Source organism: Allobosea sp. P2_A10 (assembly GCF_056405115.1).
Map to the genome: position 1 here is coordinate 205,012 of NZ_JBFUCS010000008.1, position 11,679 is coordinate 216,690.

Below are 11,679 nucleotides of genomic sequence, written 5' to 3' on the forward strand. Positions count from 1 at the left end.
GGCGTGGGTCCGGGCTGGTCTCAGGGCTCGTATTTCCAGACGCCGTTGGTCAGCCGCACCAGCACGAGGCTGCGTTCGTCGACGCCATAGGCGGCTTCCGGCTTGAAGTTGTAGATCGCATGCACGCCGGCGAGCTCCTTGGTCGCGAAGATCTCGTCCTTGAGCGCGGTCCGGAATTCCGGCGTGCCGGGCTTGGCTTTGGCCATTGCGCGCTTGGCGGCCTCGGTGAAGATCAGCCAGGCGTCGAAGGAATAGGCCGAGAAGCCGTCTGTCGTCTCCGTGCCGTTGACCTTGAGATAGCTCGCGCGGAAGGCGAGCGAGGGCTTCTTGGCGAAATGGCTGTCTGGCAACTGCTCTGCGACGATGACCGGGCCGGTCGAGACCAGGATGCCTTCCGCCGCCTTGCCGCCGACGCGGATAAAATCGGCGTTCACCAATGCCGGCGTGCCGTAGATCTTGCCCTTGAAGCCACGCTCGGTCAGCGCCAGCAGCGGCAGCGCGCCTTGCGTGGCCGAGCCGCCGTTCATCACGGCGTCGGGCCGCGCCGCGACGATCTTCAGCACCTGCCCGGTCACGGAGGTATCCGTGCGGGCATAGCGCTCATTGGCGACGAGCTTGACCTCTTTGCGGTCCTCGGCCGCCTTGGCGCCGGCATAGACGAGGTCGCCCCAGGCGTCGGAGAAGCCGATATAGGCGACGTTCTTGATGCCGTCCTTGGCCATCCGGTCGGTCACGGCCTTGAACATCAGCGGCGGCGTCTGCGGCACGGCGATGCCCCAGCGCTCGGTCGTCGGCGGCAGCACGACGGGCGAGACCGAGATCATCGGCACCTTGAGTTCCTGCGACACGGCCATCATCGCGATCGAGGCCGGGGCCTGCGCGGTACCGATCAGGATGTCGACTTTCTCCTCCTCGACGAGCTTGCGCGCGTTGCGGGCGGCCGTCGAAGGGTCGGAGGTGTCGTCGAGCTGGATCAGCCTGATCTTCTCGCCATTGACCGAGCTGATATAGTCGATTGCAGCCGCAATGCCCTTGCCATAGGGGATGCCGATCGAGGCGCCGGGGCCGCTGAGCGCGGTGACGAAGCCGACGGTGATGTCGGCGCGCGCCGCGGAAATGGCCAGGATCGAGCCGGCCAAAGCGAAGCTGAGGCGAAGGCTGGTGGTCCGGAGACTGGATGTCACGATAGGCTCCCCTTGTTGATTGCGAACGTTCGGGTTCGCTCCGATGCGAAGATGGTGAAGGCGGATAGGCCCCATGGTCTCGGCGGCTTGCCGGTCGGCCCCGTCGCTGCTAGCGCTGCCGCGCCCTCTTCCAGCGATGGACGCCGATGCCCGCCCCCAAAATCACGCGCCGCTTCGTCGAAACGCCGACCGGGGCGATCCATATCGCGGAGGCAGGCGAGGGCGAGCCGCTCTTGCTGCTCCACCAGACGCCGCGTTCCTGGGACGAGTTTCGCGAGGTGCTGCCGCTGCTGGGCCGGCATTATCGCGCAATCGCGATGGACACGGTCGGCTTCGGCGATTCCGACGCCTTGCCCGCCGGCAGCGATACCATCGAGGCCTGGGCGGATTGCGCCTTTGCCCTGCTCGACGCGCTTGGGCTCGAGCGGGCGATCCTGGCCGGCCATCACACCGGCGCGGCGATCGCCATCGAGATGGCGGCGGCCAGACCTGCGCGGGTCGGAGCCATGGTGCTTTCGGCCCCGCCCTTCGTCGATGCCGCCAAGCGCGAACTTTATGCCCGGCCCGGCAAGACGATGATCGACGAGGTCATCCGCGCTGCCGACGGCAGCCACCTCGCCGCGCTCTGGGGCATGCGCCAGCCCTTCTACCCGAACGGCGATAGTGAATTGCTCGATCGCTTCGTCACCGACGCGCTGAAGGCCGGCCGGCTCGCGGCCGAGGGGCATCGCGTCGTCAATCGCTATGTCATGGAGGCGCGGCTGCCGCTGGTGCGGTGCCCGACACTGGTGATCTCGCCGACCGCCGACCCTCATGCCTACCCGCATGGCGGCAAGGTCGCCGCCGCGATCGCCGGCGCAAGCCTCGTCGAGATCGAGGGCGGGATGGTGCCTCTGCCCGACCAGATGCCCGAAGCCTTCGCGGAAGCCGTGCTGGCGTTCCTGCGCCCGGCTGGAGCTTGATAGGCAGGCGTTTCGAGGCCTTTGCAGTTCAGTCATCCCGACGCCCTCGCGCAACGAAACGCCTGAAATCGGCGATGGCCCGCTCCGGCGCCATCGCAAAACTCGGGCCGCGGCTGGGCTCGATCCCGTCGAGGCGATGCAGCGCGACGCCCATCTCGGCCGCCTTGAGCGCCACCGCCGCGCAGTTTACCACCGGCGCATGGCCGATCCTGTAGCCGCGCGAGCTGCACAAAAGCAGGGCCGGGAGCACGCCCGCGGGGATCACGACATCGGCTCCGGCCTCGACCAGTGGGTGCGCCTTGGCCTCGAACACGGCCCGCATCCGGGCCAGCGCCGCGTCGTCGCCCGCGAAGGCCGGATTGAAATCCTCCGGCGCGAAGCCCAGCCCGGTGACGCCGCTGATCCGGCTGGACAGTCCGTAGCGCTCCGCCTGCTCGTGATGCCAGACCTCGAACACCGGGTCGATCGAGACCAGCGCCAGCCTGCGCCCGAGCTGTGCCGCAAAATGCAGGGTCGCCTCGCCGGTGCCGATGACGGGAATGGCGACGGCCGAGCGGGCCTCATAAAGGCCGGGGTCCTGGAAATGCCCCATTACGAAGCCGTCGTAGCCTTCGCCCTCGGCCTGAATGCAGCGGTCGATCGCCAGCGCGGCGCAGCGGAACTCGGTGAGCCGGCCGAAATCGCGGTCGGGTGGTGACGTGCCAGCGACGTCGATCGTCGTTCCGGGCGCGGCGATGCCATTGAGATAGCTCGACAGGCGTTCGAGATAGGGCGCATTCTGCGCCGTATCGACGAAACTCTGCCAGAGGATGCGCATCCGGTCCGTGCCCCAGCCCTTGCATCAGGACGGCGGGAGCGTCGTCGCGAGCGCTCCAAAACCGCCAAGATATTTCAAGCTTAAACATATGCATTTGCATGTCAATGACGCAGGATTTCGCATCGGGCGCGTCACCGCGCCGTCACTCGCGGCTCGCGCAATGTCAGCCCCAAGCGAGCCTTTCGCACTGCGCGACTACGGCGAAAAACACTGCTGGTCTCTCGAAATGACGCCAAAAATAATCGATTCCGACGATGTTTTCCTGCTATTGGGAAGCTTTCACATTCTGGCCTTGCTCGCCCGCCCGGCCTCTTTGCCGATGGTGATCGCGGTGTGCGGCTGATTATCTGCATTTGCACGCAAATACCCTCGCGCGCCGACCGGAGCACGGTTGACGCTCGGAAACTTCAGACCTAAAATATTTCTCCAGCAGGGTGGTCCGGTTGAAGGAGCGGCGCGTGTCGCAGGCAGTCTCGTCGATCTCCCGGATGCTAGGCAAGGCGAAGCCGTGAGCGCAAGCGCTGCTCAGTATTCCGATATCGCGGCGCTGTCGGCCTGATGGCGGTGGCGACGCAATTGCCGGACGGTCCCGCGACGGTCTTCGCCGCCTTTGCCGCCAGTGCATCGCGGCACGGCGAAAAGCCGTTCCTCTGCGTCCTGCCCGAGACGGCGCGCGCCTACGCCATCGCGCCCGGGCAACACAGCTATGGCGAGGTCCAGGCGCGGGTGCTGCACCTGCGCGAGGCCTATCGCGCGGCGGGTTACGGCCACGGCCACCGCGTCGGCGTGCTGCTGGAGAACCGGCCGGCTTTCTTCCTGCACTGGTTCGCGCTGAACGCGCTCGGCGTCTCGCTGGTGCCGATCAATCCCGACATGCGCGCGGCCGAGATCGAGTATCTGGTCGGGCATTCCGAGATCGTGGCGGCGCTCGCGATCGAAGGCAGGCAAGTCGACATCGCTGCGGCCGCCCGCGCGATCGGCCGCGAGGTGCCAGTCTTCGGTCCCGAGGATGCGCCGCCCGTTATCTCAGGGCCTGCTCCGAAGGCAGGCGTCCCGGATCGCGACAGCGAATGCGCGTTGCTCTACACGTCGGGCACTACCGGCCGGCCCAAGGGCTGCGTGCTGCCCAACGCGTATTTCCTCTATGCCGGACACTGGTACGCCACGATCGGCGGCCTCATCGCCATGACCGAAGGCGTCGAGCGCATGCTGACGCCGTTGCCGGTCTTCCACATGAACGCCATGGCCTATTCCGCGATGGCGATGGTTTCGACCGGCGGCTGCCTGATCGCGCTCGACCGCTTTCATCCGCGCAGCTGGTGGGCGAGCGTCCGCGAGAGCGGCGCGACCATCGTGCATTATCTCGGCGTCATGCCGCCCATGCTGATGGGAGCCGACGAGACCCCTCAAGACAGGGCGCACGCGGTCAGGTTCGGCTTCGGTGCCGGTGTAGACCAGGCGCTGCATGCACCCTTCGAGGCGCGCTTCGGCTTTCCCCTGGTCGAGGCCTGGGCGATGACCGAGACAGGTGCAGGCGCGGTGGTCGTCGCCTCGCAGGATCCGCGCCATGTCGGCACGCGCTGCTTCGGCCGGCCCGGCGGCGAACTCGAGGCGCGTGTCCTTGCCGATGACGGCGCGGAGGCCGCGACCGGCGCGCCGGGCGAATTGCTGGTCCGCCATGCCGGACCCGAACCGCGCTATGGCTTCTTCCGCGAATATCTCAAGGACCCACAGGCGACTGCCGACGCCTGGGCCGACGGCTGGTTCCATACCGGCGACGTCGTCCGGCGTGGCGCGGACGGTTCGCTGCATTTCATCGATCGCAAGAAGAACGTCATCCGCCGCTCGGGCGAAAACATCTCCGCCGTCGAAGTCGAGAGCGTGCTGATGCAGCATAGCGCCGTCGCTCAGGTCGCCGTCGCCGCGACGGCGGACGCCATGCGCGGCGACGAGGTCTTTGCCTGCGTCGTGCTGGCGCAAGGCGAGCATGGCAGTGAGGCGCTGGCCGCCGAGATCGTCGGCTGGTGCCTGTCGCGGCTCGCCTATTACAAGGCGCCGGGATATGTCGCCTTCGTGCCGGCGCTGCCGCTGACCTCGACGCAGAAAATCCAGCGCGGCAGCCTGAAGGAGTTGGTCTCCACGAGCCTCGGCGGTCCCGACTGCATAGACACCCGCAATCTCAAGAAGCGGGTGGCGGCCTGATGGGCAATGTCTCGCGCCGGGCGCGAACACCTTATGACGGTGTAGTCGCCTGCATGCCGGTGACAGTACCCTATCAACGCTTTTCGAGCGAGAGCGCCGCATGGTGGATCGGCCGCGCCTTGCACGGCCTCACGCGCCAGGCGGGCCTGCGCCCGAAAGACCTCGACGGCTTTTCGCTGTCGAGCTTCACCGTGGGGCCCGACACCGCGATCGGCCTGACCCAGCATCTGGGCCTGACGCCGCGCTGGCTCGACCATATCCCGCTCGGCGGGGCGAGCGCCGTAGTGGCGCTGAGGCGCGCTGCGCGGGCGGTGCAGGCGGGCGATGCCGATTTCGTCGCCTGCGTCGGGGCCGACACCAACCATGTCGATTCCTTCCGCAAGACGCTCTCGACCTTCTCGCGTTTCGCGCAGGATGCGGTCTACCCCTATGGCTCGGGTGGGCCCAATGCGAGCTTCGCGCTGATCACCCGGAACTACATGAACCTCTACGGCGCGACGCGGGAGGATTTCGGCAAGCTCTGCGTCGCGCAGCGCGACAATGCGCTGGCGCTGCCGCATGCCCTGATGAAGGAGCCTTTGACGCTCGACGCCTATATGGCGGCCCGGCCGATCGCCGACCCGATTCATCTCTTCGACTGCGTCATGCCCTGCGCCGGCGCCGAGGCCTTTCTGGTCTGCCGCGAGGATGCGGCGCGTTCGCTCGGACTTACGGGCGTGCGCATTCTCTCGACCATCGAGCGCCACAACGCCTTCGCCGACGACCCTGTCCAGATCAGGGGCGGCTGGGCCATGGATGTCGACGATCTCTGGAGCATGGCCGGGATTGCGCCTGACACCGTCGATTTCGTTGAAACTTATGACGACTATCCGGTGATCTCGATGCTGCAATTCGAGGATCTCGGCTTCTGCGCCAAGGGCGAGGGCCCCGATTTCGTGCGCGGCCACGGCTTCACCAATGACGGGACGTTCCCGCACAACACCTGCGGCGGCCAGCTTTCAGTCGGGCAGGCGGGCGCGGGCGGCGGCTACCTCGGGCTGGTCGAGGCCCTCCGGCAACTCACCGGCACGGCGCTGGGCGCGCAGGTCGAGAACGCGAAGATCGGCCTCGTCTCGGGCTTCGGCATGATCAACTACGATCGTGGCCTGTCCTCCTGCGCCACGCTGCTGGCAAGCGCGGCATGAGTACCCCGCTCGCCCGTCCCAAACGCAAGAATCCGCTGGCGAAGACGCGTTTGCCGCTGCTGCCTCATGGCGGGCGCAGTCGAACGGCCCATGGGCTGACGGCGGCCGCGGCCGAGGGGCGCTTTGCTTTGCAGATATGCGAGGATTGCGCCCATGTCGCCTACCCGCCGCGCGATGCCTGTCCGAACTGTCTCTCGGTCAGGTTGCCTTTCAGGGATGTCGATCCCTGCGGGCGGCTGGTCGTCGAGACCACGGTACGGATTTCGACCGATCCCTATTTCCGCGAACGCACGCCCTGGCGCGTCGGCACGGTCGCGCTCGACGCCGGGCCGATGGTCGTGGCGCATCTCCATGGCGACGCGGCCGAAGGTGCCCACGTGCGGCTCGCCCTCAGGCTCGACAAGAGCGGCGCTGCCGTGATGATCGCATTGCCGGCTCAGGAGACGCCCGACATGGAAGCCGATCCCATTCTCCGCGAGATGACCTGCGATCCGAAATTCCGCCGCGTGCTGATCACTGATGGCCGCAACGCCGTCGGGCAGGCCATGGCGAAAGCCTTCTCGGAGGCTGGTGCGTCGATCGTCTTCGTCGGCGTCGCCGATCCCTGGAAGCCCTTTCCCGGGATGGCGGTGCTGGCGGGGATCCCGCAGGTCGAGCTCGTGCCGCTCGACCTCACCGACACGCAATCGGTCGCGGATCTCGCCAGCCAGAATGGCGGCCGTATCGACATCGTCGTCAACACAGCCGAACATGTGCGCAGTGGCGGCATCGTCGAGCGCGGCGGCGTCACGGTGGCGCGCGACGAGATGGAAATCCGCTATTTCGGGCTGATGCGGTTGGCGCAGGCGTTTGGCCCGAGCTTGCGCTTCCGGGGCGCGGACGGCGTCAACTCGGCCACCGCCTTCGTAAACCTGCTTTCGGTCCATGCGCTGATGAACTGGCCGGCTTACGGCGCGCATTCCGCCGCCGAAGCCGCCTGTCTCTCGGCTGCGCAATGCTTGCGCGCGGAGCTCAGGCCGGGCGGCGTCAAGGTGCTCAACGCGTTCTTCGGGCCGCTGGAGACGGAATGGTTCCAGACAGTGCCGCCGCCCAAGCTCGCACCCTCGGCGCTGGCGAAGGCTGTCGTCGCGGCCTTGAAGCAGGGCGTCGAGGACGTCTTCGTGGGTGATATCGCCCAGGACATCCGCGAGCGCCTCGCCGCCAATCCCAAGGCGCTCGAACGCGAACTGGGTGGTGGGTGAATTTCCGTGCAACAGCGCCGTCATTCCGGACAAGCGGCGAAGCCGCGCCGATCCGGAATCCATCGTAAGGCACTGTCCGTGCTGTATGATGGATTCCGGGTCTACGCTGCGCTGCGCCCGGAATGACGGCGCTCTCCGCTGATCAGGACGCAACGAGGACACCGCTCATGCCCGCGCCCGACCTTCTCGCCTTCGCCGCCGCGATCTCGTCGGGCGCGATCCGCGTCGTCGACTTGACGCAGACGCTGACGCCGGAGTTTCCGACCATCGCCCTGCCGCCGGAATTCGGTCAATGCGCGCCGTTCCGGCTGGAGGAGGTCTCGCGCTACGATGCGCGCGGGCCGGCCTGGTACTGGAACAATTTCTCGGTCGGAGAGCACACCGGTACGCATTTCGACGCGCCGATCCACTGGGTCTCCGGCAAGGATCTGCCGGAAAACGCGGTCGACACCATCCCGCCGGAAAAGTTCATCGCGCCGGCCGTTGTGATCGACTGTTCCGCCGAGAGTGCGGTTGACCCCGATTTCGTCCTGACCATCGCCTTCGTCGAGGCGTGGGAGGCCGCGCATGGGCGCATCGAGCCCGGCAGCTGGGTGCTGCTGCGCACCGACTGGTCGAAAAAGTCCTTTGCCGACTTTGCCGGTCTTCGCGAGGACGGCGCCCATACGCCCGGTCCCGGCCCCGAAGTGGTGAAATGGCTGGTCGAAAAGCGCGATGTGCTCGGCTTCGGCACCGAGACGATCGGCACCGATGCCGGTCAGGCGCATCATTTCAACCCACCCTATCCGGCGCATTTCTACATGCACGGCAAGGGCCGCTATGGCCTGCAATGCCTGACGCGGCTCGATCAGCTGCCGCCGAAGGGCGCGGTGATCGTGGCCGCCCCTCTGAAGATCAGGCAGGGCTCGGGCAGCCCGTTGCGCGTGCTGGCGCTGATCCCCGGCGCCGGAGCCGGGCCATGAGCGATGTCGCCATCGTCACCGGCGGCAGCGCCGGGATCGGGGCAGCGATCGGCCGCACGCTGATCGGGCGCGGCATGCAGGTGATCGTGCTCGATCGCAATCCGCCCGACTGGACGCATGAGCGACAGACCCACACCAGCGTCGATCTGCTCGATCCCGAGGCGACGGCGGCGAGCGCTGCCGAGGTCGCGGCAAGGCATGCCGTCACTCACCTCGTCCATAATGCCGGCGTGATCCTTCCAAACCTCGTCGAGACCACGCCGCCAAGCGACTTCACCACGCTGGCGCAGCTGCATTTCGGGGCGGCGCTGATCCTGCTCAAGGCGGTGCTGCCAGGCATGCGCGAACGCCGCTTCGGCCGGGTCGTGCTGATGTCGTCGCGCGCGGCGCTGGGGGCTGCGACGCGGGGCGCCTATTCGGCGACCAAGGCCGGGCTGATCGGACTGGGGCGGACCTGGGCGCTGGAGCTCGCGCCCGACGGCATCACCGTCAACATGGTCGCGCCCGGCCCGATCGCGGGGACGCAGATGTTCCACGGCGTCGTGCCGGCCGGCAGCGAGACGGAGGCCGCGCTGGCGCGGGCCATTCCGGTCAAAAGGCTGGGCCAGCCGCAGGATGTCGCCAATGCGGTCGCGTTCTTCTGCGGGCGCGAGGCGAGCTTCGTCACCGGCCAGACGCTTTACGTCTGCGGCGGCGCAAGCATCGGCCAGTTGACGGTCTGAGGGTTGGTTACACGGATGCGCGGAAAGCCCGAGACGAAACAGCCGGAGACGATCATCTCAGCGCCGAGCCGGCAGCAACTGTTCCCGCCTCGCGAGCGGACATTGCCGAGGATGCTGGAGCGTCAGGCTATCCGCTTCGGCGACAAGGCGCTGGTCCGGATCGGCGAGACGGTCTGGAGCTTTGGCGAAGCGCCCGCTCTTGCCGCCCGCGCGGCCGGCATGCTGGCGAAAGCCGGCGTCACGGCAGGCGACCGTGTCGCGGTGATCTGCTCGAACCGGCCGGAGTTCGTTGCGCTGCTGCTGGGCTGCGGTTGGCTCGGCGCCGTCATCGTCCCGATCAACACGGCTTCGCGCGGCGCGCAACTACGCCACATGCTGGAGAATTCAGGCGCAAGGCTGCTGGCGATCCAGTCCGAATTTTTGCCGATCCTCGAAGCGGTCGATCTGGCGACGCTGCCGCTTCAGACGATCTGGACCATCGGCGCGCCAGTCGAGGGAGCCCCTGCACCACCGGCCATTGCGCGACAGATGCCCGACGCCGCCGAGCCGGTCCCGTCCGCTCCGGTTCGGCCAGGCGACACGCTGGCGATCCTCTACACCTCCGGCACCACCGGCCCGTCCAAGGGGGTCTGCTGCCCGCATGCGCAGTTCTACTGGTGGGGCGTCAATAGCGGCATGTTGCTCGGGATCGACGAGACGGATGTGCTCTGCACGACCCTGCCGCTGTTCCACACCAATGCGCTCAACACCCTGTTCCAGGCGCTGCTGCACGGCGCGACAGTCTCCTATGAGCCGCGCTTCTCGGCCTCGGGCTTCTGGTCGATGCTGGTCGAGCGGCAGGCGACCGTGACCTATCTGCTCGGCGCGATGGTGCCGATCCTGCTGTCGCGCCCGCCGGACCCCGCCGAGCGCGCCCATACCGTCCGGATTGCGCTGGCGCCCGGCGTCCCGCCCCATGTCCATGGCGAGTTCGCGCAGCGAACCGGCATCGGGCTGCTAGAGGGCTATGGCTCGACCGAAACGAATTTCGTCATCGGCGCGCCGCTGGCCCGCCAGAAGCCGGGCTGCATGGGGCCGGTCATGCCGGGTTTCGAGGCGCGTGTCGTCGATGAGGACGACAACGAACTGCCTGATGGCGAGGCCGGAGAACTGGTCTTGCGTGCGAGCGAGCCCTTCGCCTTCGCAACCGGCTATTTCGGCATGCCGGAGAAAACCGCCGAGGCCTGGCGCAATCTCTGGTTCCACTCGGGTGACCGCGTGCTGCGCGGTCCCGATGGGCTGTTTCGCTTCGTCGATCGGCTGAAGGACGCTATCCGACGGCGCGGCGAGAACATCTCGTCCTTCGAGGTCGAGCAAGTCCTGCTTGGCCATGCCGGGGTCGCGACTGTCGCCGTCTTTCCAGTGCGCTCCGAACTCGGGGAGGACGAGGTCATGGCGGCAATCGTGCGCCAGCCCGGCAGCGGCGTCAGCGCGCTCGATCTCGTGCAATATTGCGAGCCGCGTCTGGCTTATTTCGCGGTGCCGCGCTTCATCGCCTTTCTCGACGCGCTGCCTGCGACAGAGAACGGCAAGATCCAGAAATTCAAGCTGCGCGAGCGCGGCGTGACGCCCGACACCTGGGACCGGGAGGCCGCAGGCTATGTGCTGAAGCGTATCTAGCGACGATACAAAACGTCAATCGTCGTTGTAGCGTTGCTCCTGCCAGGGGTCGCCGCGGTCGTGATAGCCGCGCACCTCCCAGAATCCCGGCTGGTTGGCGTGGGTGAATTCGATCCGCTTGAGCCATTTGGCGCTCTTCCAGAAATAGAGCTTCGGCAGGACGAGCCGTACCGGCCCGCCATGCTCGGCGGTCAGCGGCTTGCCCTCCCAGCTATGGGCGAGCAACGCATCCTCGCTGGCAAAATCCTCCAGCGTCAGATTGGTGGTGTAGCCGTCGTTGGAATGCAGCACGACGAAGCCGGCTTCGGGCTTCGGTTGCGCCAGCGCGAGCAGGCTCTGCGTCGAAACGCCGTCCCAGCGATTGTCGTAGCGCGACCAGGTCGTGACGCAGTGGATGTCGGAGACTTCGCTCGCCTGCTCCTGCGCCAGAAAATCGGCCCAGCGCCAGTGCAGCCGGTTTTCGACAGCGCCGTCGATGTCGAGCGTCCAGTTCGCCGCGACGATATTGGGCTGGAGGCCGAGATCGAGCACCGGCCAGTCCCTGACCAGATGCTGGCCGGGCGGCAGGCGCTCGCTTTCGGGGCGTGCGATCCGTCCGGTCAGGAATTTGCCGGCCCGCGCCCAGGCCTGCTTGGTGCGGGTGAGCTTGCTGTCGGCCGGTGTTTCGGCATCCTCTGACATGGCGGGCTCCGCTGCTGAACCGGCCGGGCTGTCGGCCTTGCCCGGAGACATTGGCTGCTGTGCCT

Annotated in this window: 11 protein-coding genes; 8 read left to right on the forward strand and 3 right to left on the reverse strand. The window is 67.1% G+C overall.

The features are described from left to right. Nucleotides 1–20: 20 nt before the first annotated feature. Nucleotides 21–1,139 carry an ABC transporter substrate-binding protein gene (locus AC1DZY_RS13950; RefSeq protein WP_476820767.1) on the reverse strand — a complete coding sequence of 373 codons (1,119 nt, stop codon included), beginning with the start codon at nucleotides 1,137–1,139 and terminating at the stop codon, nucleotides 21–23. A 191-nt stretch (nucleotides 1,140–1,330) separates the two neighbouring features. Here AC1DZY_RS13950 and AC1DZY_RS13955 point away from each other — a divergent pair, with 191 nt between their 5' ends. Continuing rightward, nucleotides 1,331–2,146, forward strand: a complete 816-nt coding sequence (locus tag AC1DZY_RS13955; RefSeq protein ID WP_476820719.1) for an alpha/beta fold hydrolase — start codon at nucleotides 1,331–1,333, stop codon at nucleotides 2,144–2,146. A gap of 28 nt (nucleotides 2,147–2,174) precedes the next feature. Here AC1DZY_RS13955 and AC1DZY_RS13960 read toward each other — a convergent pair whose 3' ends face one another. Next, nucleotides 2,175–2,963, reverse strand: coding sequence for an aspartate/glutamate racemase family protein (locus tag AC1DZY_RS13960; RefSeq protein WP_476820720.1), 789 nt, complete (start codon nucleotides 2,961–2,963; stop codon nucleotides 2,175–2,177). A 7-nt stretch (nucleotides 2,964–2,970) separates the two neighbouring features. Here AC1DZY_RS13960 and AC1DZY_RS13965 point away from each other — a divergent pair, with 7 nt between their 5' ends. The 7 genes from AC1DZY_RS13965 to AC1DZY_RS13995 all read left to right on the forward strand — a co-directional run bounded on the left by AC1DZY_RS13965 (nucleotide 2,971) and on the right by AC1DZY_RS13995 (nucleotide 10,933). After that, a complete protein-coding gene (locus AC1DZY_RS13965) occupies nucleotides 2,971–3,306 on the forward strand; it encodes a hypothetical protein (protein WP_476820721.1) in 336 nt (111 codons plus the stop codon). A gap of 215 nt (nucleotides 3,307–3,521) precedes the next feature. Then, nucleotides 3,522–5,165 carry an AMP-binding protein gene (locus AC1DZY_RS13970; protein WP_476820722.1) on the forward strand — a complete coding sequence of 548 codons (1,644 nt, stop codon included), beginning with the start codon at nucleotides 3,522–3,524 and terminating at the stop codon, nucleotides 5,163–5,165. A 53-nt stretch (nucleotides 5,166–5,218) separates the two neighbouring features. After that, on the forward strand, nucleotides 5,219–6,349 hold the full coding sequence (locus AC1DZY_RS13975) for a thiolase family protein (protein ID WP_476820723.1): 1,131 nt from the start codon (nucleotides 5,219–5,221) through the stop codon (nucleotides 6,347–6,349). Next, entirely contained in the window at nucleotides 6,346–7,590 is a 1,245-nt protein-coding gene (locus tag AC1DZY_RS13980; RefSeq protein ID WP_476820724.1) for an SDR family oxidoreductase, read from the forward strand. Before AC1DZY_RS13975 ends, AC1DZY_RS13980 begins: the two co-directional genes overlap by 4 nt. Before the next feature lie 167 nt (nucleotides 7,591–7,757). Next, a complete protein-coding gene (locus tag AC1DZY_RS13985; RefSeq protein ID WP_476820725.1) occupies nucleotides 7,758–8,552 on the forward strand; it encodes a cyclase family protein in 795 nt (264 codons plus the stop codon). Then, a complete protein-coding gene (locus AC1DZY_RS13990; RefSeq protein ID WP_476820726.1) occupies nucleotides 8,549–9,274 on the forward strand; it encodes an SDR family NAD(P)-dependent oxidoreductase in 726 nt (241 codons plus the stop codon). The genes AC1DZY_RS13985 and AC1DZY_RS13990 overlap by 4 nt, the downstream gene beginning before the upstream one ends. 15 nt (nucleotides 9,275–9,289) lie before the next feature. Next, nucleotides 9,290–10,933, forward strand: coding sequence for an ATP-dependent acyl-CoA ligase (locus tag AC1DZY_RS13995; RefSeq protein WP_476820727.1), 1,644 nt, complete (start codon nucleotides 9,290–9,292; stop codon nucleotides 10,931–10,933). Nucleotides 10,934–10,948: 15 nt separating this feature from the next. Here the strand turns inward: AC1DZY_RS13995 and AC1DZY_RS14000 are convergent, their stop codons facing one another. Then, on the reverse strand, nucleotides 10,949–11,614 hold the full coding sequence (locus AC1DZY_RS14000; RefSeq protein WP_476820728.1) for a sulfite oxidase-like oxidoreductase: 666 nt from the start codon (nucleotides 11,612–11,614) through the stop codon (nucleotides 10,949–10,951). Nucleotides 11,615–11,679 lie beyond the last annotated feature (65 nt).